Below are 25,681 nucleotides of genomic sequence, written 5' to 3'. Positions count from 1 at the left end.
TCCGGCCACCGCACCGGCGACACCCTTGACACCTTTTGCAACGAGAGGACCGATTCCCATGGCCGATGCCCCCACCGGCAAGGTGACCTTCGTCGGTGCCGGCCCCGGCGCCGCCGATCTGCTGACGTTCCGGGCCGCGCGCGCCATCGCCGAGGCCGACGTCGTGATCTGGGCCGCGAGCCTGGTGCAGGCGGAGGTCCTCGAGCACGCGCGCGAGGACGCGGAGATCCTCGACTCGGCGACGATGTCGCTCGAGGATGTCGTCGCGGTGTACGAGCGGGCGCGCGACGAGGGCTTGAAGATCGCCCGGATCCACTCCGGCGACCCCGCCCTGTGGGGCGGTACGCAGGAGCAGCTCGACCGGTGTGCGCGGATCGGCATCGAGACCGAGGTCGTACCCGGTGTCTCGGCGTTCTCCGCGGTCGCCGCGCTCGCACAGCGCGAGCTGACCATCCCCGAGGTCGCGCAGTCCGTCGTGCTGACCCGGCTCGGCGGCGGCAAGACGCCCATGCCGCCCGGCGAGGAGGTGCGGGAGTTCGCCAAGCACGGCACCACCATGGCGATCTTCCTGTCGGCGGCGCGCAGCGGGCAGTTGGTGCGGGAGCTGCTCGAGGGCGGTTATCCGACCTCCACGCCGGTCGTCGTCGCCTACCAGGCGACCTGGCCGGAGGAGCTGGTCGTGCGGTGCACGATCGAGACGCTGGAGGAGACCGTCAAGGAGCACAAGCTCTGGAAGCACACGCTCTTCCTGGTCGGCCCGGCGCTGGACTCCGAGGGCACGCGGTCGCACCTCTACCACCCCGGTCACTTCCACGGGTACCGCAAGGCCGACCCGGAGGCCCGGCGGGCCCTGCGCGCGGCGCGGGGTGCCGGCACGTGATCACGGTCGTGGGTACGGGGACGGGGGCGCCGCCCCAGGAGTGCCTGGCCGGCGCCGAACTGGTGGTGGGCGGGCGGCGGCACCTGGATGCCGTACGGCTGCCGGAGGCCGCGGAGCGGATCGTGCTCGGGCCGCTGGCTCCCGCCCTCGACACCATGGCGGAGTACCTGGAGAAGGAACGGCGGGTGGTCGTGCTGGCCTCGGGCGACCCCGGGTTCTTCGGGATCGTGCGGGTGCTGGCCGAGCGGTTCGGGCCCGCCGCGCTGGACGTGCGGCCCCAGGTCTCCTCCGTCGCCGCCGCCTTCGCGCGGGTCGGACTGTCGTGGGACGACGCGGTGGTGGTCAGCGCGCACGGGCGTGATCTCCGTACGGCGGTGAACGTGTGCCGCGCACGACCGAAGGTGGCGGTGCTGACGGGGCCGGGGGCGGGTCCCGCCGAGCTGGGGGCGGCGCTCACGGCCCACACCCGTGTTCTCGTCGTCGCCTCCGCCCTGGGTACCGACGACGAACGCGTCGAGCGTGTCACCCCCGCCGAGGCCGCCGTCCGGGACTGGGGTACGGCGGTGAGTGTCGTGCTGTGTCTCGACGAGTCGCGGGCGCTCGGTGCCGTGCGCACGGTGGCCGGGCCCGCGGCCCCGCCCGTCCGATGGGCTCTCGAGGAGGGCGAGTTCACCCACCGGGACTCGATGATCACCAAGTTCGAGGTGCGGGCGCTGGCGCTGGCCCGGCTCGGACCGCGGCTCGGCGATCTGGTGTGGGACGTCGGCGCGGGCTCCGGGTCCGTGGCCGTGGAGTGCGCGCGGCTCGGCGCCGCCGTCGTCGCGGTCGAGAAGACACCCGACGGCGTCGAACGGATCCGCGCCAACGCGGCCGCACACGAGGTCGACGTACGGGTCGTGCACGGGTCCGCGCCGGACGCCCTCGCGGAACTCGACGACCCGGACGCCGTGTTCGTCGGCGGTGGTGGACGCGAACTGCCCGACATCGTCGCCGTGTGCGCGCGGCGGGCCCGGCGGAGCGTCGTCGTCGCGATGGCCGCGCTCGACCGGGTGCCGGCCGTACGCGCGGCACTCACCGACGCCGGGTTCGACTGCGACGGCGTACTGCTCCAGTCGTCCCGCCTCGCACCGCTGCCCGGGGACGTGACCCGGCTCGCGGCGACCAATCCGGTCTTTCTGCTGTGGGGTGCCAGAAACCCCGTCTCTCATGAAGGAGTTGCTCAGTGATCGGCCTCATTTCCGCCACCGCGGCGGGGGCGGCGGCACGCGACCGGCTGGCCGCGGCATGGCCGGACCGTACGCGCGTGTACGACGGGCCCGTGGGCGACGCCGTACGGCGGGCGTTCGCGGAGTGCGAGCAGCTCGTGTGTTTCCTGGCCACGGGGGCGGTCGTACGGCTGATCGCGCCGCTGCTCGGCGACAAGGCATCCGACCCGGGTGTGGTGTGTGTCGACGAGGGCGGGCGGTTCGCCGTGTCCCTGGTCGGCGGGCACGGCGGCGGTGCCAATGAACTCGCCCGGGAGGCCGGGGAGTTGCTGGGTGCGGAGCCCGTGGTGACGACGGCGACCGACGCGGTGGGGGTGGCCGGGCTCGACACGCTCGGGCTGCCGGTGGAGGGCGCGGTGGCCGCCGTTTCACGGGCGCTGCTGGACGGGGAACCCGTCGCCCTGCACAACGAGTCGCTCTGGCCGCTGCCGCCGCTGCCGGTCGCCGGGGAGGGGGCGTACGGCATCCGGGTCACGGACCGGCTCGTCGAGCTCTCCGAGCGGGAGGTCGTGCTGCGTCCGCCCACCGTCGTGGTCGGTGTCGGTGCCTCCAGGGGCGCGCCCGTCGAGGAGGTACTCGACCTGATCGAGGACTCGTTGCGCGGGGCCGGGCTCTCCTTGAAGTCGGTCGCCGAACTCGCCACCGTGGACGCCAAGGCTCAGGAGCCGGGGATCGTGGCGGCGGCCGAGCGGCTCGGCGTGCCCCTGGTCACGTACGCCGCCGAGGAGTTGGCCGCCGTCGAGGTGCCCAACCCGTCGGACGCGCCCCTCGCGGCCGTGGGCACCCCCTCCGTCGCCGAGGCTGCCGCGCTGATCGGCGGCGGTGAACTCCTCGTCCCCAAGCGGAAGTCGGCCGCGCGGCCCGCCATGGCGACCTGCGCCGTCGTACGGCGTCCCGCGCGCGGCCGGCTCGCGGTCGTGGGGCTCGGTCCCGGCGCCCGGGACCTGCTCACGCCCCGCGCGAAGGCGGAGTTGCGGCGCGCTTCGGTGCTGGTCGGGCTCGACCAGTACGTCGACCAGATCCGTGATCTGCTGCGGCCCGGCACCCGGATCCTGGAGTCGGGGCTCGGGGCCGAGGAGGAGCGGGCCAGGACCGCCGTGTCCGAGGCGCGCAAGGGTCAGGCGGTCGCGCTCATCGGCAGCGGGGACGCCGGCGTGTACGCCATGGCCTCCCCCGCGCTCGCCGAGGCCTCCGACGACATCGACGTGATCGGCGTCCCCGGCGTCACCGCGGCGCTCGCGGCGGCCGCGATCCTCGGTGCCCCGCTGGGCCACGACCACGTGTCCATCAGCCTGTCCGACCTGCACACGCCGTGGGAGGTCATCGAGCGGCGGGTGCGGGCCGCTGCCGAGGCGGACATCGTGGTCACCTTCTACAACCCCCGTTCCCGGGGCCGGGACTGGCAGCTGCCCAAGGCGCTGGCGATCCTCGCCGGGCACCGGGAGCCGGCGACGCCGGTCGGTGTCGTACGGAACGCCTCGCGGCCGGACGAGTCCGCCCGGCTGACGACACTGGCCGCTCTCGACCCGGCCACGGTCGACATGATGACGGTCGTGACCGTGGGCAACACGGCGACCCGCGACATCGCGGGGCGCATGGTGACGCCGCGCGGCTACCGCTGGCAGGAGGGCGCCAAGTGAACCGTGTCGTCCACCCGATCGAGGTGGAGTCCTACCGGCGGCTGCGTGCCCGCCTGGACACCTCGCACTTCCCGCCGCTGACCCGGGCGGTGGTGGAGAGGGTCATCCACTCCGCCGCCGATCTGGAGTACGCCACCGATCTCGTCATGGACGAGGGCGACCTGGAGAAGGCGCACACCGCGCTGCACTCCGGCGCGCCCGTGGTCACGGACGTGGAGATGGTCGCGGCCGGCATCACCCGGCGGGAGACCGTCTGCCGGCTGAGGGACGCGAAGTCGGGGCCCGGGCTGACCCGTTCGGCCCACGCCATCCGCCTCGCACACGAGCAGGTCGGCCCGGGGGCGATCTGGGTGATCGGCAACGCGCCCACCGCGCTGGAGGAGTTGCTGACCCTGGACGCGGCCCCGGCGCTCGTCATCGGGCTGCCCGTCGGCTTCGTCGGCGCGGTCGAGTCCAAGGCCGCGTTGCGCGAGAGCGGGCTGCCCGCCGTGAGCAACGTGTCCGAGAAGGGCGGTTCGGCGGTCGCCTCCGCGGCGCTCAACGCCCTGCTGTACCACCCCACTCACCCGTCCGAGGAGACATCGTGACCACCCCGCCGCCCGCCCTGCTCATCGCCGGTCATGGCACCCGGGACGAGGCCGGAGCCGAGGCGTTCCGTGACTTCGTCCGGGAGCTGGGGGCCCGCCACCCCGAACTGCCCGTCGCTGGCGGCTTCATCGAGCTCTCCCCGCCGCCGCTCACCGACGCGGTGGCCGAGCTGGTGGAGCGCGGTGTCCGCAGGTTCGCCGCCGTACCGCTGATGCTGGTGTCCGCAGGCCACGCCAAGGGCGACATCCCGGCGGCGCTGTCCCGCGAGAAGGAACGGCACCCCGGGATCTCGTACACCTACGGGCGTCCGCTGGGCCCGCACCCGGCGCTGCTGAACGTCCTGGAGCGGCGTCTCGACGAGGCGCTGGGCGCCACCGGCGCACGCACCTCCATGGACCGGGCGGACGTGACCGTGCTGCTCGTCGGGCGGGGTTCCACCGACCCCGACGCCAACGCCGAGGTGTACAAGGCGGCCCGGCTGCTGTGGGAGGGGCGCGGATACGCGGGCGTGGAGACGGCGTTCGTGTCGCTGGCCGCGCCGGACGTGCCGAGCGGGCTCGACCGGTGTGTGGCCCTGGGGGCGCGCAGGATCGTCGTGCTGCCCTACTTCCTGTTCACCGGGATCCTGCCGGACCGGGTGAAGCAGCAGACCGAGGGCTGGGCGGCCGCGCATCCGGAGGTCGAGGTGCGCTCGGCGGAGGTCATCGGTCCGGAGCCGGAGCTGCTGGACCTGGTGATGGAGCGGTACGAGGAGGCCGTCAAGGGCGATCTGCGGATGAACTGCGACTCGTGCGTGTACCGCATCGCGCTGCCGGGCTTCGAGGACAAGGTGGGTCTGCCGCAGCAGCCGCACTTCCACCCGGACGACGACGGCCATCATCACCACGGCCACCACCACGGCGCCCACACCCATGCGCACTGACCGAGCCGGCCACGACCTGCGGCACCACGGCGACGCCGAGGTGCGGGACGACGGGGCGCGGCTCACCGACCTCGCCGTGAACGTCCGCGCGGACACTCCCCCGCTCTGGCTGCGGGAGCGGATCGCCGGATCGCTGGCCGGGCTCGCCGCCTATCCCGACGGGCGGGCGGCGCGGGCGGCGGTGGCGGCCCGGCACGAGGTGCCCGTGGAACGGGTACTGCTGACGGCGGGGGCCGCCGAGGCGTTCGTGCTGCTCGCGCGCGGCCTGACGGTTCGTCACCCGGTGGTGGTGCACCCGCAGTTCACCGAGCCGGAGGCCGCGCTGCGGGATGCCGGGCACACCGTCGACCGGGTGCTGCTGCGGGAGGAGGACGGCTTCCGGCTCGACCCGGCGGCGGTCCCCGAGGACGCCGACCTGGTGGTCGTCGGCAATCCGACCAACCCCACGTCGGTCCTGCATCCGGCCGCCACGATCGCGGAACTGGCCCGTCCCGGGCGGACGTTGGTGGTGGACGAGGCGTTCCTGGACGCGGTGCCGGGCGAGCGCGAGGCCCTGGCCGGGCGGACGGACGTGCCCGGCCTCGTCGTCCTGCGCAGCCTGACGAAGACCTGGGGCCTGGCCGGGCTCCGGATCGGCTACGTCCTCGCCGCCCCGGAGACGATCGCCGCTTTGGAGCGGGCCCAGCCGCTGTGGCCGGTCTCCACACCGGCCCTCGCGGCGGCCCTGGCCTGCATGGAGCCGCGCGCCGTGGCGGAGGCCGCCCACGCGGCCCACCGCGTGGCCACCGACCGGGCCCATCTCGTCGCCGGGCTGCGGGAGTTCGCCTCGGACGGGCTTCGCGTGGTCGAGCCGGCACAGGGCCCCTTCGTCCTCGTACGACTGCCGAGGGCGGCTGTCGTACGACGGCATCTGCGCGATCTCGGTTTCGCGGTGCGGCGCGGGGACACGTTCCCGGGGCTCGGCGAGGAGTGGCTGCGGCTGGCGGTGCGGGACCGGGCGACTGTCAACTCCTTTCTGCAGGCCCTGGATCAGGCGGTGACGCTGGCCCGGCACTGAGGCGGGTGCCGTCGGGGAAGCGGATCTCGACAGTGCCGCCGGGGGTGAGCGTGGCGTCCGCGCCGGTGACCGGTACGTCGGTGCCGAGGGCCACGAGGGTGACCAGGAGAGCACCGGTGCCTTCGAGGACGGGGGTCGCCGAGTACCGGCCGCAGGCGTTGGTGTTCTCGGCCGCCACGACCGTGCCGCCGGCCTCGCCCCAGCCGTACAGTCCGACGACGGTGCTCGTCAGTCCGTCCGCGGCCCGGCGGACCCGCGCCCAGCCGGGCCCCCGCTCGGCGATCGGCGGCCCGCTGTCGTCGGCGAGGGCCCAACCCCCTTCCCGCACCGGGACGTCGTCCACCGGGATGCGGTGCACGCGTACCTCCCATGGCCCGTGGACCACGCTCACCGTTTCGACACGGTGCCCGCGTGCGAGGTGCCAGGAGGCGGCCCTGCCGCCTTCGCAGTGCAGCGGGTGGATACGGCCGCGGGAGGACGGGGTGCCGTCGGGGGCGAGCAGGGCGAGGTGGTTGTCGGGGCCGAGGGGGGTCTCGGGGGCGGTGGCGGTGGAGTAGGCGAGCTTGGCGTAGTGCGGGCTGTCGTCGTCGGCCGCGGGCGGGGGCGGGAGGCGGTCGGTGCCGTGGTTGACGAGGCGGACGATGCCGTCGGAAGCGGTCGAGTGGATCAGCCAGCCGGGAGCGGGGAGGGCGAGGACGGTGTCGGTGGTGTCGACGGGACCGGTCTCCTCCGGGACCGTCCACACCGGGTGGTCGGCGGGCAGCAGCAGGCCGAGGAACGCCTTGCTCGCCCAGTACGGGGAGGCGGGGCCCGAGTAGCGCTGGAGCACTCCCCCGAACGGTCGGTACCAGCCGAGGGTGAGCAGGCCGCGCTCGTCGGGGGCGCCCCGCTCGGTGAAGTGCTTCAGGGTGCCGGAGGCCAGGCGGCGGGTGACGCCGGGCGGCAGCGGGGTGGCGTCGGCGAGGGCTCCCGCCCAGAGCGGGGCGGCGGCCGCGAACCGGTAGGTGAGGGAGCGGCCCTGGTGGACGGGGGCGCCGTCGGAGCCGAAGAAGTACTGGTGGACGCCGAGGAACTCCCGCAGCCGGTCGCGGTGGCGGGACACGGTCCCCGGGTCGGCGCGCGGTCCCGCGATCCGGGCCCAGAGCACCGGGTACAGGTGCAGCGCCCAGGCGTTGTAGTAGTCGAACTTCTTCCCGTCCCCGTCGGTGTACCAGCCGCCGCCCCGGTACCAGTCGTCCAACCGGGCGAGGCCCGCGTCGATCTCCTCCCGGCTGTGCGGGGCGCCGACGGAGGCCAGGAACTCCTCCGTGATCACCTGGAAGAGCCGCCAGTTGGAGTCGTTGGCGGTCGCCCCGACGAACCGGCCGAGCCACTCGGCCACCCGGCCCCGCACACTGTCGTCGAGCCGGTCCCACAGCCAGGGCCGGGACTCGTGCAGTGCGAGGGCGATCGAGGCGGCCTCCACCATCGGCTGGGCACGGTCGGCGATCGGTGGCCAGTGCTCGGGGTGGTGCGGATCGGTGCCGGCGGCGAGTCCGGCGGCGTACCGCTCGATGAGCGCGGGGCCGACCCGCCCCGCCGACCCGGCGATCCGGAAGGCGGCGAGCAGGAAGGACCGCGCGAACCCCTCGAGGCCGTCGGACCAGGCCCCGGAGTGGCTGGGCGGCCCGGGCAGCCGGTACTGGGCGAAGCCTGGCGTGGCGTAGGGCAGGAGCCCGTCGAGCAGCCGGTCGGCGACGGCTTCCCAGTGCGCGCGGGTCCAGCCGGTGAGGGGGGACAGGAGGGGGTCGGTGGGCGGGAGGTCGGGGTGGTGCGTCGGGTCGTCGGGGGGCGACACATGCGGCGCGGTCATACGGGGGTGAGTCCTCCGTCGGTCGGTGGTGGGGCGACGCTTTTGCGTACGACGATGTGGGTGCCCAGCAGATGACGGCTCCCGGCGGCGTGTTCGGGGTCGCGCAGGGCGATGCGTACGGCGGCGCGGCCGAGTTCCTCGGCAGGTGTCCGGACCGTCGTCAAGGGTGGGTTGAAGTCCTCGGCGAGCGGGATGTCGTTGTAGCCGACGACGGAGATGTCCGCCGGCACCCCGAGCCCGGCGTCGGCAATGGCTCGCAACGCCCCCGCCGCGACCATGTCGTCTCCGGCGACCACTGCCGTGAACTCCCTTGTCTCCTTGAGCAGTTCGGTCATCGCCCGCAACCCCGCCGCCCGCCCGAGGCCGCAGTCGACGACCCGCGCGGCGGCCGGGGGCAGCCCGTGCTCGGCGAGCGCGGCCCGGTATCCCGCGACGCGCGCGTCGAGGGCCGTGTTCCCGGGCAGCGCCCCGAGAAAGACGATCCGCCGGTGCCCCGCGGACAGCAGGTGCCCGGTGATCGCCCGGGCCCCCGCCTCGTTGTCGAACTCGACGACCAGCGCCGGGATGTCGGGATCCGGGGCGGGACGGCCGCACAGCACCAGCCGCGCCCCGGAGGAGTCGAGGGCCTGCGCGTAGTGGGCCACGCGCGAGCGATACGCCTCGTCCTCGACGACCCCGCCGACGAGGATCACCAGCCGGGCCCCCTCCTCCCGCATCAGCTGCACGAACTCCATCTCCCGCTGCGGATCCCCGCCGGTCGCCCCGACCACGCACAGCCAACCGCGGTCGGCGGCCTCGGCCTCCACTCCCTCGGCGACCTGGGCGTAGAAGGGGCTGGTGACCTGCCGGACGACGACGGCGGCCATCTTGCGGCCCCCGCCGACCAGTGCCCGGGCATGCGCGTTGGCGACGTAGTCGAGATCGCGGGCGGCACGCAGGACACGGGCCCGGGTCGCGGCCGGCACCGGATGGTTGCCGCTGAGCGCGCGCGAGGCCGTCGCCATCGACACCCCTGCGCGCTCGGCGACCTCACGGATCGTGACCCGCCGTCTGGACCCCGTGTCCGTCATGTCGTTCTCCATCCCCCGCGTCTCCTGTTCCACCGGCGGCGCCTCACGTATTGGCCGCGTAGTCCTTCGCGAACTCCCCGGCCATTCTGTCGCCGCCCTGGGCACGCCACTTCTTGACCACCGCGTCCCACTCCGACAGCGGCAGCCGTCCGGCCACGATGCCGGTGACGGCGTCGTCGAGCAGCGCCTTGAGCGTGGTGCCCTGGGCGTTCTTGGTGCGGGACTGCAGGCCGTTGGAGGCGTTGCGGATGGCGTACGGCACGACCTTCTGCTGCCAGGAGTGCAGGGCCCGTACGGCGTCCGGCATGCCCGGCACGAACAGCACCTGCGGGCCTTCGGCGAGGTACTTCAGCGGCAGGTTGGTGTTGTTCTCGACCTCGCCGAGCTTGGTGGGCTCGGGGGAGCCGTCCTTGCCGCGGGTGAAGTGGGTGCCCTCGACGCCGTAGTGGACGAGCTCCCACTCCTGGCTGCCGAAGGGGGCCGCGAGGTAGTCGAGGATGCGCAGGAGGAGTTCGACGCGCTCTTTCTTGGCCTTCTTCAGGACGGTGTAGCCGAAGGAGCGGCGGGCGGCGACGATTCCGCCGGGCTTGCCGTCCACGCTGTACGGGAGAGCCGCGGCCGGGGTCAGTTTGCCCTGGGACTCACGGTACTTGGGCAGGTAGGCGCCGAAGCCGTCCTGCATGGAGCCGACGGTGCCGTTGTAGTAGAGCGTGGTGAGGTCGATCTGGGACACGGACGTCGAGTCCGGGTAGTAGGAGCCGCCCTTGCGGAGCCGGGCCTGGTAGGCGATGGCCGCCTTGTAGCGTTCGTCCGCGGCACAGTGCTGGAAGGTGCCGTCCTTGGTGACGGCCCACTCGTTGGGCGCGTTGTGGGCGGCGGCGTGCACGGCGTTGCCGAACAGGGAGCCGTTGGCGGCCCCGAGCGCGTAGGTGCGGCCGCTGGTGGCCCGCTGGGCGACGGCGGCGAAGTCCTCGGAGGTCCACCCCTCCTTCATGCCGGCGTCGGTGAACATGCCCTGGTTGAGCCAGAGGGTGGAGCCGGGCAGCGGGCGTTCGAGGGGGATGCCGTAGATGCGGCCGCCGACGCGGCCCATGTCCTGCCAGGCGTGGGTGGGGATCCCGGCCAGGTTCGGATAATCGCTGATCGCCTCGCCGGAGAGGTACGGCGTGAGGTCCTCGGCCCGTCGCTGGACGAACTCCGCCTCGCGGGGCAGGACGAAGCCGGAGAACAGGTTGATGATGTCGGGCAGGGTGTCGGGGTCGCCCGCCATGACGGTGGCCATCTTCTTCTGGTAGTCGGCCTGGGAGACGATCGTGTACTCGATCCTCACGCCCAGCGCCTTCTCCACGGCGGCCCAGAACCGGTTCGCGGAGGCCGGCTTGGGCGGGGTGCCGAAGGACACCGACATGACCTTGACGGTCGAGCCGTCGCCGGGCGTACGGGAGACGGACTTGACGAGGTCGGCCGGGTAGACGGTGTATCCGGCCTGGACGCCCGCCTCGGTCGGGGCGAGATCCGGCTTGGGTCCGCTCGCGGCCTTGTACGCGGGCCAGGGAGCCAGCTTCTTGCCCGCGTTGGAGACGTCGCTGTCGCCGGAGCCGGTGGAGCAGGCGGTCAGCGCACCGGAGACGGAGGCCGCCGCCGCGGACAGCAGCAGGGTGCGTCGGGACATGCTGGGCATGGGTGAATCACCTCGTGTCGGCTTGGGTCGGTCAGCTCTTGATGGCGCCGGTGAGCACGCCCTTGGTGAAGTACTTCTGGAGGAAGGGGTAGATCAGCAGGATCGGCACGGTGGCGATCACGAGGACCGCCATCTGCACGGTCTGCGGGGCGGTGACGGTGCCCTCGCCGGTGGTGGCGTCGGTGAGCCCGGAACCGGCCACCACGTAGGTGCGCAGCACCTGTTGGAGGGGCCAGTGGTCGCTCTCCAGGTAGAGGGAGGCGTAGAACCAGGAGTTCCAGTAGGCCACCGCGTAGAAGAGTCCCACGACGGCCAACGCGGCCTTGGACAGCGGCAGTACGACGGAGACCAGCACCCGCAGGTCCCCCGCCCCGTCGAGGCGCGCGGCCTCGTAGAGCTCGTCGGGGATGCCCTGGAAGAAGCCGCGCAGGACGACCAGGTTGAAGACGTTGACCAGGACGGGCAGGACCAGCGAGGCGTAACTGTCCAGCAGGCCGAGCTCCTTGACCAGCAGGAAGCTCGGGATCATGCCGGGCGGGAAGAGGAAGGTGAACAGGACCAGGAGGAGTACCGGTCGGCCGCCGAAGACCCCGGGGCGGGCCAGGGCATAGGCGAGGGTGACCGTGCACAGGAGGCTCAGCAGGGTTCCCACGATCGTGACGCCGACGCTGACGCCCAGTGCGTGGGTGACGATGCCGCCGTCGAGGATGTCGCGGTAGGCCTTGAGCGAGGGTTCGGTGGGCCACAGCACCCAGCCCCCGTTGTCGACGACCTCCTCAGTGGAGGCGAGCGAGGTCGACACGATGACGAGGAACGGCACACAGACCAGCAGCACGACGACGGCGAGGGCCACCGCCTTCGCGGCCTGCGTCACCGGCTTCGGTTTCTCCATCCATCCCGGACGGGCCTGGGCACTCACTTGTAGACCCCCTGTTCGCCGAGGCGGTGGGCGACCTTGTTGGCGGCGTAGACGAGGAGGGCGCCGACGACGCCCTTGAACAGGCCCGCGGCGGCGGCGAATCCGTAGTCGCCGCCGACGATGCCCTGGTAGTAGACGAAGGTGTCGATGATCTCGGAGGCCTCGGGGCCCACCGCGTCGCGCTGGAGCAGCATCTGCTCGAAGCCGACCGAGAGGATGTCGCCGAGCCGCATGATGAGCAGCAGCACGATCACCGGGCGGATGGCGGGCAGGGTGACGTGCCAGAAGCGCCGCCAGGGGCCCGCTCCGTCGATCGCGGCGGCCTCGTACTGCTGCTCGTCGACCTGGGCGAGGGCGGCGAGGAAGATGATCGTGCCCCAGCCGGCGTCCTTCCAGATGACCTGGGCGACGACGAGCGGCTTGAAGGCGTCGGGGTTGCCGATGATGTCGACGGTGTGCAGCCCCATGCCGTCCAGGCCCGAGTTGAGCAGTCCCGTGTCGCCGAGCAGCTGCTGGAAGAGGGCGACCACGATCACCCATGAGATGAAGTGCGGGAGATAGGCGACCGACTGCACGAACCGGCGGACGCTGCTCCGGGTGAGGCTGTGCAGCAGCAGGGCGAGGCCGAGCGGGACCGGGAAGTAGAACACGAGCTGGAGGACGGCGATCCAGACGGTGTTGAGCACCGCGTCCCAGAACGCGGTGTCCTCGAACATCCGCCGGAAGTTGCCGAGTCCGGTCCAGGGGCTGCCCCACAGGCCGTCGAAGGGGACGTACTCCTTGAACGCGATGACGTTGCCGACCAGCGCGCCGTAGTGGAAGAGCAGGAAGTAGGCGAGACCGGGCAGCATCAGCAGGAAAAGAGCTCTGCTCTGGAAGCGTTTTCGTCGGACGACTGCCAAGGCTCTCCCTCTTCCTGGTGGCTCAGACCGAAGAGGAAGTTAAAGCGCTTTCATACATGGGTCAACAGTTCTGACAAAGCTGAGTAGTTGACGCAGGTCAGAGAAGCGTCTTGAAGCGTGACCGCGAGTGAAAACGCTCTCAGTCAGCTGCGGGGCGGCGGGCCAGGAGGACGCTCACGACGGCCACCCACACGCCCGCGAGGACGAAGGCGAAGAACCCGACCCAGGGGATGAACACCAGCACCCCGACGACCACGGCCGCCCAGGCCAGCCAGCGGGGCAGGGGCGAGTCCGGGGCGCGGACCGTGGCCAGGCCGGTGGCCAGCAGCATCAGGCCCATGCCGGCCACGAACGGGATGAAGAAGTCCTCGTTGAGGGCGTTGAGCGCCTGGAGCGCCCCAGGGGTCGCCGAGGACTTGTCCGAGAGGTCCAGCAGGGCCAGGGTGAGGGACGCGCCCACCAGGAAGCCCACGGCGACGAGGACGCCGCCCGAGAAGACGACGTGGTGCAGCCAGCCGTCACCGGGCGCGATGTCCCGGACCAGACGGGCGAGATGGGCGGCGAAGAAGACGAAGAGCACCGAGGCGACGACCAGGAAGTACAGGCCCACGCCGAGCTGTCCCTGGTGGTCGGAGTAGTAGAACCTCACCTGGCGGCCCGGGGCGTCGTACGCCGGGGTGTCGCCGAACAGCAGAAAGCCGATGACCGTGAACACCACGGCCACCAGACCGGTCAGGGGAGCGACGCGCATGGGGGACCTCCTACACCCCCCGGCGGGGCCCACCCCCTCGTCCTCCACGGTGACAGGGATACGGCCGCCGTGCCATCCGGGAGAAGGCCGCGCGGCGGCCCGGGGCCTACTGCATCACCCGGCCGTTCAGCACGACCTGGAGCGGGTTCGCCAGCACGCGTACGTCCGTGCGGGGGTCCTGTTCGTAGACCACCAGGTCCGCGGCGGCGCCCTCGTCAAGTCCGGGGCGGCCCAGCCACTTCCGGGCCCCCCATGTCGTCGCCGACAGGGCCTCCAGCGGGGGGATGCCGGCCGTCACCAGTTCGGCGACCTCCGCTGCCACCAGGCCGTGCGGGAGGGTGCCGCCCGCGTCGGTGCCGACGTAGACCGGGATGCCGGCGTCGTAGGCGTTCCGTACGGTGTCGTAGCGGCGTTCGTGGAGCCGGCGCATATGGGCGGACCAGCGGGGGAACTTGGACTCGCCGCCGTCCGCGAGCTTCGGGAAGGTCGCGATGTTGACCAGGGTCGGCACGATCGCGACGCCCCGGGAGACGAACAGCGGGATCAGGTCCTCCGTGAGGCCCGTCGCGTGTTCGACGCAGTCGATGCCCGACTCGACCAGATCCGTCAGGGAGTTCTCGGCGAAGCAGTGCGCGGTGACCCGGGCGCCCAGCCGGTGGGCCTCCGCGATCGCCGCCTCGATGGCCTCCCGGGGCCAGCTGGGGGCCAGGTCGCCCACCCCGCGGTCGATCCAGTCGCCGACCAGCTTGACCCAGCCGTCGCCCCGCCGGGCCTCCTGGGCTACGTACGCGACGAGGTCCGCGGGCTCGATCTCCCAGGCGTAGTCGCGGATGTAGCGGCGGGTGCGGGCGATGTGCCGGCCGGCCCTGATGATCTTCGGCAGGTCCTCGCGGTCGTCCACCCAGCGGGTGTCGGAGGGCGACCCGGCGTCGCGGATCAGCAGGGTGCCGGCCTCCCGGTCGGCCAGGGCCTGCTTCTCGGCCACGTCCTGGTCGACCGGGCCGTGCGCGCCCAGGCCCACATGGCAGTGCGCGTCCACCAGACCGGGCAGCGCCCAGCCCGACACCGTGCGGATGTCACGGGCGGCGGCGGGGCGGTCGTAGGAGATCCGCCCGTCGACCACCCACAGCTCGTCCCGGACGTCCTCGGGTCCGGCCAGGATCCGGCCCTTCACGTGCAGCACCGTGCGATCGCTCATGACCGCACCCTAGCCAGCGGGAGGTCACAGCTCCCAGGGTGGTGGTCCCTCGAAGGCGAGCTGGTGGACGTCGAAGAGGACCGCCGCCTCGACGCCGAGGGCGGGTCCGCCCTGCCGGGCCGCCCAGGTCAGGAAGGGGCGCGGCTCGAAGGCTCCGGCCCCCAGGCCCTTGGTGTACTCGGCGTGCGCGGCCAGGGAGGCGATGCCCCGTTCCAGGGGTTCGCCGGTGACGTCCACGCCGTGGGTGGGGCGGTCGGTGCCGGCGACGGCCACGAAGCGGACTCCGCCCCAGGGTTCGAGGCCCTCGTCGGCGAGTTCCGGGAAGATCCACCGGTTGCCGGCGTCGCGTGCCGCGTCAAGCGCGGCCAGGCCCACCACCCGATGGTCGGCCTGGTTGACCACCCCGGCGACCATCCGCACGGTGTACGCCCCCGTCACCACGACCTCGGGCCGGTGCCGGCGGATGGCCCGCACGATGTCGCGGCGCAGGGCCGGGCCCGCCTCGATCATCCCGTCGCGGTGGTCGAGGAACTCCACGGTGTCCACGCCCACCTCACGCGCGCCCGCCCGCTCCTCGGCCTCGCGCAGGGGGCCGCCCGATCCGGGTGCAGCCCGTCGATGCCCGCTTCGCCGCGGGTGGCCAGCAGATACGTGACCCGCTTGTCCTGCGCCGTCCAGCGGGCCACCGCGGACGCCGTCCCGTACTCGATGTCGTCCGGGTGCGCCGCCACAGCGAGGCAGCACTCCCAGTCCTCCGGCAGTGGGGGCAGGGTGCCGCCCGCTCCGAGGCCGCCCGTGTCGTCGAGAGTCGTCATGCCCGAATGATGGTGGTTGTCCGGCGTCGAGCGACAGGGGAACGTACGTCCCCTTTCAGGCGCCGTCCTCCTCCACGTCGGCCATCGCGGGGTCGAGGAGCCGGGAGAGGAAGTGGCGGGTGCGTTCATGGCGCGGGGCGCCGATCACCTGGGCCGGAGTGCCGTCCTCGACGATCATGCCGTCGTCCATGAAGACGACCCGGTCGGCGACCTCGCGGGCGAAGGTCATCTCGTGGGTGACGACCATCATCGTCATGCCCTCCCGGGCGAGCATCCGCATGACCGCGAGGACGTCGCCCACCAGCTCCGGGTCGAGGGCCGAGGTCGGCTCGTCGAAGAGCATCACCTCGGGGCCCATGGACAGCGAGCGGGCGATCGCGACCCGCTGCTGCTGTCCGCCGGAGAGGGAGGCGGGGTAGGCGTCCGCCTTCTCCGCCAGGCCCACGCGCTCCAGGTTCTCGGCGGCCACCTCGGCCGCCCGCGCCTTGCCCCGCCTCAGGACCCTGCGCTGCGGCAGCGTGAGGTTCTCGGTCACCGTGAGGTGCGGGAACAGGTTGAACTGCTGGAAGACCATGCCGATACGGCGGCGTACCGCGTCGATGTCGACGTCGGGGTCGGTGAGTTCGGTGCCGCCGACGAAGACCTGGCCCTTCGTCGGTTCCTCCAGGAGGTTCACGCACCGCAGCAGCGTCGACTTGCCCGAGCCGGAGGGCCCGATCACACAGACGACCTCGCCCTGGCCGATCTCCAGGTCGATGCCCTTGAGGACCTCGTTGGTGCCGAACGACTTGTGCAGGCCGCGTACTTCGATCTCCGGCCGGCTCGTCTCAACGGTCATTTCACGGCCTCCTGGGCCTTGGCCTCCATACGGCGGACCACGAACCCGAGCGGGATCGTCACCAGCAGATAGCACAGGCCCGCGACGAGGATCGGCGTGGAGTTGGCGGTCGTACTGGCCAGGTCGCGGCCGTACTTGGACAGTTCGCGCTCCTCCAGGGTGACGCCGAGGAACAGCACGAGGGAGGAGTCCTTGAACAGGAGCACCAACTCGTTGGTCAGCGGCGGGAGGATGATCCGGAACGCCTGCGGGATGATGATCGACACCATCGCGCGGGCCGGTGAGAAGCCCAGCGAACGGGCCGCCTCCATCTGACCCTTGGGCACCGCCTGGATGCCCGCGCGGATCGTCTCCGCCATGTACGCCGCCGCGACCAGACCGAGCGCGAGGGCGACCTTGCCGTACGTGCCGCCGATGATCTCCGTGCCGGGAAACGCGAGCGGTACGGCCACGCCGATGAAGATGAAGATCAGCAGTGCGGGCAGACCGCGGAAGATCTCGATGTAGACGCCGGCGAACCAGCGGTAGGGGCCCACCGACGACAGCCGCATCAGCGCGATGACCATGCCGAGGACGAGCCCGACGACGAAGCCGGACAGCGTGTAGAGCACGGTGTTCTTCAGCGCCAGGGTGATGACGTCGGGGAACATCTGGTCGGCGATGTCCGCCTGCGCGAACTGGTTCTTCAGCCGCCCCCAGTCCGCCGACACCGCGAAGGCGATCACCACGCCCACGAAGACGACGTACTGGACGCCACGGGACAGGCTGCGCTTCTGACGTCGAGTCAGGCCCTTTTTGCGAGGCTGGAGTTGCGTGTCCGTCGCGGTCATGAGGCGGAGGGAGACGCGGCCGACTCGTCGTACGGGCCGATCCACTTCTCGTAGAGCTTCTTGTACGTGCCGTCGGCCTTGGCGTCCGCGAGCGCCTTGTTGACGGCGGCCAGCAGCTTGGTGTTGCCCTTCTTCACCGTGAAGCCGTACTGCTCACCGGTGTTGATGTTGTCGGCGACCTGGAAGGCGTCGGCGTTGGCCTTGTTCTTGAGCCAGCCCTGGACGACCGGGTAGTCGATGACGACGGCCTTGACCTGGCCGGAGCGCAGGCCGCTCAGGACGGCGTCGGAGGACTCGAAGGAGACCGGGTCGAAGCCCTGGCTCTTGACGTAGTCCTCGCCGGTGGTCTGCGCCTGGGCGCCGAGCTGCACCTTCTTCGCCTTGGCGTCGGCGAGCGAGGAGATCCCGCTGCCCTTGGCGACCAGGAGCGCCTGGGTGGCGTCGAAGTAGGGGTCCGAGAAGTCGACGTTCTTCTTGCGCTCCTCGGTGATGGTCATGCCGGCCGCGGCCAGGTCGCACGAGCCGGAGTTGAGGAAGGCGCCGGTCTTGAAGTTCTCGAAGGGGGTGTCGAGGATCTCCTGCTTCACGCCCAGGTCCCCCGCGACCAGGTCGATGAGCGAGACGTCGAAGCCCTGGACCTTGCCGTCGATCTCCGACTGGAAGGGCGGGTACGGCAGGTGGGTGCAGGTGGTGAGCTGTCCGCCCTTGACCAGTTCGACCCCGCCCGCGGCGGTCTTCGAACCGCTGCCGCCGTCGTCGCTGGAGGTACAGGCAGCGACGAGCAGGAGCCCGGCCGTCGCGGTGGTGGCGGCCAGGACGCGGGTCCGGCGCCCGGAGAGGGTGTTCACGGAGGGCCTCCTGTGGGGGAACTGTGGGTTCCGATTATAAGGAGAAGCTTGAGTCTCTCAAACCAAACCGATGGTTGCGAGGCCGTTCAGCCTAGGAAGTCGCCGGTCGTCGGGGGTGGAGGAGGAACGGTTACGCTCGTCACGTCTACCCCGGAGAGCGAAGAGAGCACCGTCGTGACGCACCCCTTCCTGGATCTGGCCCCGCTCGGCGCGGCGCAGTTCGCCTCGATCGAGGACCGCGTGGCGCGGCTGCTGCGCACCGAGCAGGACGTCGTGATCATGCAGGGCGAGGCGCTGCTGCCGCTGGAGGGAGCGATCCGCTCCACCGCCGGTCCGGGTACGACCGCGCTGAACGTCATCACCGGCCCGTACGGGCAGACCTTCGGCAACTGGCTGCGGGACTGCGGGGCGACGGTGATCGACCTCGCGGTGCCGTTCCACACCGCGGTGACGGCCGAGCAGATCTCCGCGGCCTTCGAGGAGCACCCGTCGATCGACTTCGTGTCGCTGGTGCACGCGGAGGCGGCGACCGGCAACACCAATCCGGTCGCGGAGATCGGTGAGGTGGTACGGCGGCAGGGGGCGCTGTTCTATCTGGACGCGGTCGCCTCCGTCGGGGCGGAGCCGGTGCTGCCGGACGCGTGGGGTGTGGACCTGTGCGTGATCGGGGCGCAGAAGGCGATGGGCGGGCCGGCCGGCGTGTCGGCGGTGTCGGTGAGCGAGCGGGCGTGGGCCCGGATGGCCGCGAATCCGGCGGCGCCGCGGCGGTCGTACCTCTCGCTGCTCGACTGGAAGGAGCGCTGGATCGACGGCGGCCGGAAGGTCCTGCTGCACGCTCCGGCACAGCTGGAGATGCTGGCGCTGGAGGCGTGCGTCGAGCGGATCGAGGCGGACGGGCTGGATGCGGTGATGGACCGGCACCGGGCCGCCGCCGCGGCGACCCGTGCGGGGGCGCGGGTGCTGGGCTCCGGCCTGGAGCCCTATGTGTACGAGGACCGCGAGGCCGCACCCGTGGCCACGACGCTGCGCTCCCCCTCCGGCCTGGCGGCATCGGAACTCGTCGCCCGCGCCCTGGCGTCCGACCCCGCGCTGCCGCTGGCGGCGGGCGGGGGCGCGCTGGCCAAGGAGATGATCCGGGTCAACCACTACGGGGTGGACGCGACACGGGGCGCCGTGCGGGCGAGCCTGGCGGCACTGGGCGCGGCACTGCGGGAGAAGGGACTCGCGGTGGACGTGGAAGGCGCGCTGCGCGCGGCGGAGGACGCGTGGCGGTAGCCCTCTTCCGGCTTTTTCATTAACGGGCCCATAATTGTCAGGGTAATTCCCGGGCTTATCAGAGAATAGCTTCCCGTATTCTTCTGCCCGCTTTCCCCGGACCTAAACGCAAAGATTCTGCGAACGCGAACCGGCTGAATTCGGGGAGATCTCGTGGGGGTTACATGCCTGTGACGCGTTACACATCGTGATCCATTTGCCCCTTATTTGATGGTCGTAACGGTGCATAACGGTCACTTCTTGCGCGTCGGCGCGCGCCCGCGTGATAACACATCGAACGCCCTCATGTAACCCCACCCGGCGATGCAATTTTGAATTTCCCTCGGTAAATTCAATTCGCATGACTGCCGCACAAGCAGACCTGCAAATCGACCGGCCGACGGTCGCGGACGGAGCCGCACTGTGGCGGATCGCCCGCGACTCCGAGGTCCTCGACCTGAACTCGTCGTACAGCTATCTGCTGTGGTGCCGCGACTTCGCCGCCACGTCGGCCGTCGCACGGAACGACAGCGGGGAGCCGATCGGCTTCGTCACCGGGTACGTCCGCCCGGACCGACCCGGCACCCTGCTCGTCTGGCAGGTGGCGGTGGACTCGGCGTACCGCGGCCGCGGACTCGCCGCCGCCCTGCTCGACGGACTGACCGCGCGGCTCGCCGCCGAGCGCGGGCTGACCACCGTCGAGACCACCATCACGCCGGGCAACACCGCCTCCGAGCGGCTGTTCACGGCGTTCGCCGAACGCCGTGGCGCCGGCCTGGAGCGCGAGGTGCTGTTCGACGCGAGCCTGTTCCCCGACGGGCCGCACGACCCCGAGGTCCTCTACCGCATCGGGCCCCTCTCCCCCGCCCCCACTCCCTCCGCCTGACCCCCCACGCACCCGAGGAGCGATTCGTCGTGACCATCACCCAGCCCGACCTCAGCGTCTTCGAGACCGTCGAGTCCGAGGTGCGCAGCTACTGCCGCGGCTGGCCCACCGTCTTCGACCGCGCGCAGGGCAGCCGCATGTACGACGAGGACGGCCACGCGTACCTGGACTTCTTCGCCGGCGCCGGTTCACTCAACTACGGCCACAACAACCCCGTGCTGAAACGGGCGTTGATCGACTACCTGGAGCGCGACGGCGTCACGCACGGGCTCGACATGTCGACCACCGCCAAGCGCGCCTTCCTCCAGACCTTCCAGGATCTGGTGCTGCGGCCGCGCGACCTGCCGTACAAGGTCATGTTCCCGGGCCCGACGGGGACCAACGCGGTGGAGTCGGCGCTCAAGCTCGCCCGGAAGGTCAAGGGGCGCGAGGCCATCGTGTCCTTCACCAACGCCTTCCATGGGATGTCGCTGGGCTCCCTGGCCGTCACCGGCAACGCCTTCAAGCGGGCCGGCGCCGGTATCCCCCTGGTGCACGGCACGCCGATGCCGTTCGACAACTACTTCGACGGCACCGTCGAGGACTTCCTGTGGTTCGAGCGGCTCCTGGAGGACCAGGGCTCGGGCCTGAACAAGCCGGCCGCCGTGATCGTCGAGACCGTGCAGGGCGAGGGCGGCATCAACGTCGCCCGGCGGGAGTGGCTGCAGGCGCTCGCCGCGCTGTGCGAGCGGCAGGACATGCTGCTCATCGTCGACGACATCCAGATGGGCTGCGGGCGTACCGGTGCCTTCTTCTCCTTCGAGGAGGCGGGCATCACGCCGGACATCGTCACCGTGTCCAAGTCCATCAGCGGCTACGGCCTTCCGATGTCGCTCTGCCTGTTCAAGCCGGAGCTGGACATCTGGGAGCCGGGCGAGCACAACGGCACCTTCCGCGGCAACAACCCCGCCTTCGTCACGGCCACCGCCACCCTGGAGCAGTACTGGGCGGACGGGTCCGCGATGGAGAAGCAGACCCGCAAGCGTGGCGAGCAGGTCGAGCAGGGGCTCATCTCCATCACCGAGGAGAACCTGGCCGACGTGAAGGAGTACCGCGGGCGCGGGCTCGTGTGGGGCCTGGAGTTCCACGACAAGGAGCGCGCCGGACGGGTGGCGCACCGCGCCTTCGAACTCGGGCTGCTCATCGAGACGTCGGGCCCCGAGAGCGAGGTCGTGAAGCTGCTTCCGGCACTCACGATCACCCCCGAGGAACTGGACGAGGGACTCAGCATCCTCGCCCGTTCCGTACGCGAAACCGTCTGAATCACCGTCTGAACAACTGTCTACGTAGGAGGCATCGCAGCACCGTGATCGTCCGTTCTTTCAAGGACATCGAAGGCACCGACCGGCATGTGAGGGCCGCGTCCGGCACCTGGGAGAGCAAACGCATCGTGCTCGCCAAGGAGCGGGTCGGCTTCTCGCTGCACGAGACGATCCTGTACGCGGGTACGGAGACGTCGATGTGGTACGCGAACCACATCGAGGCCGTCGTCTGCGTCGAGGGCGAGGCCGAGCTGACCGACCACGAGAGCGGGCAGACGCACTCGATCACGCCCGGGACCATGTACCTGCTGGACGGTCACGAGCGGCACACGCTGCGGATCAAGGAGGACTTCCGCTGCCTCTGTGTGTTCAACCCGCCCGTGACCGGCCGGGAGGACCACGACGAGAACGGCGTCTACCCGCTGCTCACCGAACCCGAATCCGAGGAGGTGTGACCGCACCCATGACCACCACCACCGTCACCGATCTCTATCCCAGCCGCGGCGCCACCGAGGTGTCGACGCCCCGCAAGGACCCGGTCGTCTGGTCCGCCCCCGGCGCGCCGGGACCGATCGCCACGGGCGAGCTGGAGGCGTTCGAGCGCGACGGCTTCCTCGCCGTCGACCAGATCATCGGGCCCGACGAAGTCCCCGTCTACCAGCGTGAGTTGGAGCGGCTCGTCACCGACCCGGACATCCGCTCAGACGAACGCTCGATCATCGAGCCGAAGTCCAAGGAGATCCGCTCGGTCTTCGAGGTGCACAAGATCAGCGAGGTCTTCGCGAACCTGGTGCGCGACGAGCGGGTCGTCGGCCGGGCCCGGCAGATCCTCGGCTCCGACGTCTACGTCCACCAGTCGCGGATCAACGTCAAGCCCGGTTTCGGGGCCAGTGGCTTCTACTGGCACTCCGACTTCGAGACCTGGCACGCCGAGGACGGCCTGCCGAACATGCGGACGGTGTCCGTCTCGATCGCGCTGACCGAGAACTACGACACCAACGGCGGCCTCATGATCATGCCGGGGTCCCACCGCACCTTCCTCGGGTGCGCGGGGGCCACCCCGAAGGACAACTACAAGCAGTCGCTGCAGATGCAGGACGCCGGCACGCCGTCGGACGAGGCGCTGACGGCGATGGCCTCGGCGTACGGCATCAAGCTGTTCACGGGCAGGGCCGGTTCGGCGACCTGGTTCGACTGCAACTGCATGCACGGCTCCGGCGACAACATCACGCCGTTCCCGCGCAGCAACGTGTTCATCGTGTTCAACAGCGTGGAGAACCAGGCCGTGGAGCCGTTCGCGGCGCCCATCCGGCGGCCGGAGTTCATCGGCGCGAGGGACTTCACACCGGTGAAGTGACCCCGCGGTGCCCCCCAGTGACCCGGGGGGTCCCTCTCACAGCCACGACAGCGACGCGGCCCGCTCCAGTACGTTCCGTACGGCGGCCGCGTCGCCCGTCGTGTCCCGGGCAACCGCGTCCGGCGCGTGCCGCCCGCCGACCAGCAGACAGAAGTCCACGGGATCCAGGGTGAGTTCGGCGGCCACGGGATCGCTCTGCGAACCCAGGACCCACTCCTCGCCGCCCCTGACCGCGAACAGCACCGGCGGCGCCTCGGCTCCGAGGACGGTGCCGAGAACGCGGACGGCCAGCCTGATCAGCTGCCCCAGGTGCTCCTCGGGCGGCGGCGGCACGGCCAGGCCCAGGGCGCGGCCGATGTCGTCGGTGTGGATCCACGTCTCGAAGGCCCGCGCCAGGAAGTGCTCGGTGACGGGCAGCCTGAGGCCCATCAACAGGGTTGTTCCGGCGGCGAGTTCGGGATCGCGGGCATGCGGGGTGCCGAGGAGCGCGGCCGTCTGCGCGGACCAGTCGGCGACGGTCTGCTCGGGCGTACGGCCGTGCTCATGGGCGATCACCTCGGCGGTACGCCTCTCCCAGGCGTCCGCCCAGTCCGCGTCCTCGTCGATCCGCGCGCCCGGCACCCGGGCGTCGATCCCGAGCCGCAGGGCCAGATGTTCGTCGGCGGCCAGCAGATGGGCGACCGTCGCGTGCACGTCCCAGTCGTGCACGACCGGCGTCGACCAGCGCCCCGCCAGCTCGGGCAGCAGCGCCTCGAGCCCGGCGACAGCGGCCGCGTAGGGGGCGGCGTGCCGGGCCACACGGGGCGGCGCCGGGCGGGCGCGGAGGGCGCCGGTGAGAAGGGTGTCGAGGGGGGACACCGGCTCGTCGAGCGGCGGGCCTTCCAGCAGCCGTACGGTCGCGCGCAGTCGTTCCGCCTCCGCCGCGCAGCGCTCGCACTCGGCCAGATGCGGTGGGACCAGCCGCTCCTCGGCCGGTTCCAGGGCGCCGAAGGCCCAGGCGGCCAGCAGGTCGCGTACGTCGTCGTGATCGGTCACCACTCGCCCCCTTCCCTGTGTTCCCCTGCCGCCATCATGCGCCCTCTTCCCACGCCGGGTCGGGTGGGTCGGCCAAAGTCTCCGCGAGGGTGCGCAGAGCGGTGCGCAGCCGGGTCTTCGCGGTGCCCTCGGGGATGCCGAGTTCGACGGCGGCCTGCCGGTAGGTGCGGCCCGCGAAGTAGGCGAGGTGCACCACTTCCCTTTGTGGCTGCGGGAGTTCGGCGAGAGCGGTGTGCAGCAGGAGGGACCGTTCCCGGTCGACGACCGCCTCGGCGGGGCCGGGAGAGGCGTCCGGGATGCCGTGCAGGGCCAGGTCGTCGGCGCGGGCGTCCTTGCGGTGCCGGGCCTCGCTGCGCACCCAGTCCACGGCCCGCCGGTGCGCCAGCACCGACAGCCAGGTGCGCAGGGTGCCGCGGCGCGCGTCGAAGGCGTACGGCCTGCTCCAAAGCTGCGCGAAGACCTCCTGCGCCACGTCCTCGGCCGCTGCCCGGCTGCGGGTCACGCGCACCGCGACCGCCCGCACCATCCCGCCGTACGCCCCGTACGCCTCGGCCAGCGCGGACTCGTCGCCGTACACCAGCCGCCGGTGCAGCTCCGCGTCGGCGGGTTGCTGTACGGACGTCGTCCCGTCCGTGGACTCCACGGCACCACCACCCCTTGATGCCCCTTCCTAGCGTCCCGGGCGGCGCGGCGCCAGCGGTTCAGGCAGACAGGGCGTCCAGGAGCCGGTCGACATCGGCGGCGGTGTTGTAGAGGTGGAAGGAGGCGCGCAGGTTGCCCGCGCGGTCGGAGACCTCGATGCCGGCGGCGCTCAACTCGCGCTGCCGGTGGCCGAGTCCGGGCACGGACACGATCGGGGAGCCGGGGGCCGGCAGCGGTGCGTGGCCGAGGGCGGCGAGTCCCGTACGGAAGCGGTCCGCGAGGGCGAGGTCGTGGGCGCGCACGGCGTCCACGCCGAGCTCCTCCAGGAGTTCCAGGGAGCGGCGGGTGCCCGTGTAGGTGAACAGGGCCGGACTGACGTCGAACCGCCGGGCGGAGTGGGCCAGTTCGGCGACGGGGCCGTAGCAGCTGTCCCACGGGATCTCCCCCGCGACCCAGCCGGCGAGCACCGGCTTCAGGTCGCCGAAGTCCTCCGGCACGGCGAGGAAGGCGGCGCCGTGCGGGCCGAGCAGCCACTTGAAGGTGGTGGAGACGGTGTAGTCGTACGACCGCGCGTCCACCGGGAGCCAGCCCGCGGCCTGCGAGAAGTCGACGTAGGTGCGGGCTCCGTGGTCCCTGGCCGCTTCCCGCAGGGCGGGCAGGTCGGCGATCCGGCCGTCGGCGGACTGGGCGGCGCTGACCGCGACGAGGGCGGTGCCGGGGCGGACGGAGTCGGCGAGCCGTTCCAGCGGCACGATGCGCACCTTCAGGTCGCCGCGGGTGTGGAAGGGGTTCACGACGGAGGTGAAGTCGTCCTCGGCGGTGAGGACTTCGGCGCCCGGGGGCAGGGAGGCGGCGACCAGGCCCGAGTGGGTGGACACGGATGGTCCCGCCGCGACCCGGGTGACCGGGACGCCGGCGAGCCTGGCGAACGCGGCGCGGGACTTCTCCACGTCCTGGAACAGCGGGTCCAGCGGCCTGCCCTCGGCGCGGATCAGCGCGGCCTCCTGGAGGGCGGTCACGGTGCGTGCCGGGAGCAGGCCGCTGCTCGCGGTGTTGAGGAAGGTGTTCTTCGGGGCGAACTCGGCGCGGACGAGGCTCTCGAAGGTCTCCATGGCTCCACTGTGGGGCCGGAAGACCTCTCGGTCCATTG

Annotated in this window: 24 protein-coding genes and 1 pseudogene; 11 read left to right on the top strand and 14 right to left on the bottom strand. The window is 71.6% G+C overall.

The window, feature by feature from the left end:
* Positions 1-58 precede the first annotated feature (58 nt).
* From cobM to cobC, 6 genes are read left to right on the top strand one after another with little or no spacing between them, the layout of a single operon-like run.
* On the top strand, positions 59-880 hold the full coding sequence (gene cobM / locus AQJ46_RS16395) for a precorrin-4 C(11)-methyltransferase (protein WP_059206272.1): 822 nt from the start codon (positions 59-61) through the stop codon (positions 878-880).
* Entirely contained in the window at positions 877-2,106 is a 1,230-nt protein-coding gene (locus AQJ46_RS16390; RefSeq protein WP_059206271.1) for a bifunctional cobalt-precorrin-7 (C(5))-methyltransferase/cobalt-precorrin-6B (C(15))-methyltransferase, read from the top strand. Before cobM ends, AQJ46_RS16390 begins: the two co-directional genes overlap by 4 nt.
* Complete coding sequence (cobJ, locus tag AQJ46_RS16385; protein ID WP_059206270.1) at positions 2,103-3,785, top strand: precorrin-3B C(17)-methyltransferase; 1,683 nt, start codon at positions 2,103-2,105, stop codon at positions 3,783-3,785. The genes AQJ46_RS16390 and cobJ overlap by 4 nt, the downstream gene beginning before the upstream one ends.
* Complete coding sequence (locus AQJ46_RS16380) at positions 3,782-4,372, top strand: precorrin-8X methylmutase (protein ID WP_059206269.1); 591 nt, start codon at positions 3,782-3,784, stop codon at positions 4,370-4,372. The genes cobJ and AQJ46_RS16380 overlap by 4 nt, the downstream gene beginning before the upstream one ends.
* The gene (locus AQJ46_RS16375; RefSeq protein WP_059206268.1) at positions 4,369-5,295 is read left to right on the top strand and encodes a sirohydrochlorin chelatase; all 927 of its coding nucleotides are present in this window, start codon (positions 4,369-4,371) and stop codon (positions 5,293-5,295) included. The genes AQJ46_RS16380 and AQJ46_RS16375 overlap by 4 nt, the downstream gene beginning before the upstream one ends.
* Complete coding sequence (gene cobC, locus AQJ46_RS16370) at positions 5,285-6,352, top strand: Rv2231c family pyridoxal phosphate-dependent protein CobC (RefSeq protein WP_059206267.1); 1,068 nt, start codon at positions 5,285-5,287, stop codon at positions 6,350-6,352. The genes AQJ46_RS16375 and cobC overlap by 11 nt, the downstream gene beginning before the upstream one ends.
* On the opposite strand, the gene AQJ46_RS16365 is transcribed toward cobC, so the two are convergent.
* From AQJ46_RS16365 to AQJ46_RS16315, 11 genes and pseudogenes are all read right to left on the bottom strand, one after another.
* Complete coding sequence (locus tag AQJ46_RS16365) at positions 6,300-8,204, bottom strand: DUF2264 domain-containing protein (protein ID WP_059206266.1); 1,905 nt, start codon at positions 8,202-8,204, stop codon at positions 6,300-6,302. The genes cobC and AQJ46_RS16365 overlap by 53 nt on opposite strands.
* Complete coding sequence (locus tag AQJ46_RS16360; protein WP_107117274.1) at positions 8,201-9,274, bottom strand: LacI family DNA-binding transcriptional regulator; 1,074 nt, start codon at positions 9,272-9,274, stop codon at positions 8,201-8,203. The genes AQJ46_RS16365 and AQJ46_RS16360 overlap by 4 nt, the downstream gene beginning before the upstream one ends.
* Before the next feature lie 43 nt (positions 9,275-9,317).
* Positions 9,318-10,955 carry a type 2 periplasmic-binding domain-containing protein gene (locus AQJ46_RS16355; RefSeq protein ID WP_059206264.1) on the bottom strand — a complete coding sequence of 546 codons (1,638 nt, stop codon included), beginning with the start codon at positions 10,953-10,955 and terminating at the stop codon, positions 9,318-9,320.
* Between the two features lie 31 nt (positions 10,956-10,986).
* Positions 10,987-11,874, bottom strand: a complete 888-nt coding sequence (locus AQJ46_RS16350; protein ID WP_059206263.1) for a carbohydrate ABC transporter permease — start codon at positions 11,872-11,874, stop codon at positions 10,987-10,989.
* On the bottom strand, positions 11,871-12,725 hold the full coding sequence (locus AQJ46_RS16345) for an ABC transporter permease (protein WP_057618246.1): 855 nt from the start codon (positions 12,723-12,725) through the stop codon (positions 11,871-11,873). Before AQJ46_RS16345 ends, AQJ46_RS16350 begins: the two co-directional genes overlap by 4 nt.
* A gap of 190 nt (positions 12,726-12,915) precedes the next feature.
* On the bottom strand, positions 12,916-13,527 hold the full coding sequence (locus AQJ46_RS16340) for a hypothetical protein (RefSeq protein ID WP_059206262.1): 612 nt from the start codon (positions 13,525-13,527) through the stop codon (positions 12,916-12,918).
* A 106-nt stretch (positions 13,528-13,633) separates the two neighbouring features.
* Complete coding sequence (locus AQJ46_RS16335) at positions 13,634-14,725, bottom strand: amidohydrolase family protein (RefSeq protein WP_059206261.1); 1,092 nt, start codon at positions 14,723-14,725, stop codon at positions 13,634-13,636.
* A 24-nt stretch (positions 14,726-14,749) separates the two neighbouring features.
* Positions 14,750-15,540: pseudogene (locus AQJ46_RS16330) on the bottom strand (PIG-L deacetylase family protein).
* Between the two features lie 55 nt (positions 15,541-15,595).
* Positions 15,596-16,378 (bottom strand): amino acid ABC transporter ATP-binding protein, encoded by a 783-nt coding sequence (locus AQJ46_RS16325; protein ID WP_057618249.1) that lies wholly within the window; start codon positions 16,376-16,378, stop codon positions 15,596-15,598.
* A complete protein-coding gene (locus tag AQJ46_RS16320) occupies positions 16,375-17,208 on the bottom strand; it encodes an amino acid ABC transporter permease (RefSeq protein ID WP_059206260.1) in 834 nt (277 codons plus the stop codon). Before AQJ46_RS16320 ends, AQJ46_RS16325 begins: the two co-directional genes overlap by 4 nt.
* Entirely contained in the window at positions 17,205-18,056 is an 852-nt protein-coding gene (locus AQJ46_RS16315) for a transporter substrate-binding domain-containing protein (RefSeq protein WP_059206259.1), read from the bottom strand. The genes AQJ46_RS16320 and AQJ46_RS16315 overlap by 4 nt, the downstream gene beginning before the upstream one ends.
* A gap of 174 nt (positions 18,057-18,230) precedes the next feature.
* On the opposite strand from AQJ46_RS16315, the gene AQJ46_RS16310 reads away from it, so the two are divergent.
* From AQJ46_RS16310 to thpD, 5 genes are all read left to right on the top strand, one after another.
* Positions 18,231-19,331 carry a pyridoxal-phosphate-dependent aminotransferase family protein gene (locus AQJ46_RS16310; RefSeq protein ID WP_059206258.1) on the top strand — a complete coding sequence of 367 codons (1,101 nt, stop codon included), beginning with the start codon at positions 18,231-18,233 and terminating at the stop codon, positions 19,329-19,331.
* A gap of 340 nt (positions 19,332-19,671) precedes the next feature.
* Positions 19,672-20,196: a diaminobutyrate acetyltransferase gene (gene ectA / locus AQJ46_RS16305; RefSeq protein ID WP_059206257.1), complete on the top strand. Its 525-nt coding sequence runs from the start codon at positions 19,672-19,674 to the stop codon at positions 20,194-20,196.
* A gap of 29 nt (positions 20,197-20,225) precedes the next feature.
* A complete protein-coding gene (gene ectB, locus AQJ46_RS16300) occupies positions 20,226-21,497 on the top strand; it encodes a diaminobutyrate--2-oxoglutarate transaminase (protein ID WP_059206256.1) in 1,272 nt (423 codons plus the stop codon).
* 44 nt (positions 21,498-21,541) lie between these two features.
* Positions 21,542-21,952: an ectoine synthase gene (locus AQJ46_RS16295; protein WP_059206255.1), complete on the top strand. Its 411-nt coding sequence runs from the start codon at positions 21,542-21,544 to the stop codon at positions 21,950-21,952.
* 8 nt (positions 21,953-21,960) lie between these two features.
* On the top strand, positions 21,961-22,854 hold the full coding sequence (thpD, locus tag AQJ46_RS16290) for an ectoine hydroxylase (RefSeq protein WP_059206254.1): 894 nt from the start codon (positions 21,961-21,963) through the stop codon (positions 22,852-22,854).
* Positions 22,855-22,890: 36 nt separating this feature from the next.
* Here thpD and AQJ46_RS16285 read toward each other — a convergent pair whose 3' ends face one another.
* Genes AQJ46_RS16285 through AQJ46_RS16275 form a run of 3 tightly spaced genes read right to left on the bottom strand, consistent with a single transcriptional unit; the run spans position 22,891 to position 25,643 of the window.
* A complete protein-coding gene (locus AQJ46_RS16285) occupies positions 22,891-23,889 on the bottom strand; it encodes a maleylpyruvate isomerase family mycothiol-dependent enzyme (protein ID WP_059206363.1) in 999 nt (332 codons plus the stop codon).
* A gap of 34 nt (positions 23,890-23,923) precedes the next feature.
* Positions 23,924-24,532 carry an RNA polymerase sigma factor gene (locus AQJ46_RS16280; RefSeq protein ID WP_059206253.1) on the bottom strand — a complete coding sequence of 203 codons (609 nt, stop codon included), beginning with the start codon at positions 24,530-24,532 and terminating at the stop codon, positions 23,924-23,926.
* A gap of 58 nt (positions 24,533-24,590) precedes the next feature.
* Entirely contained in the window at positions 24,591-25,643 is a 1,053-nt protein-coding gene (locus AQJ46_RS16275) for an aminotransferase class V-fold PLP-dependent enzyme (RefSeq protein WP_059206252.1), read from the bottom strand.
* Positions 25,644-25,681: the final 38 nt, after the last annotated feature.

The sequence above is a fragment of the Streptomyces canus genome, from assembly GCF_001514145.1.
GTDB classification, from domain to species: domain Bacteria; phylum Actinomycetota; class Actinomycetes; order Streptomycetales; family Streptomycetaceae; genus Streptomyces; species Streptomyces canus.
Note: the sequence above shows the minus strand (reverse complement) of the source record. Positions and strands in the feature narration are given on the sequence as shown.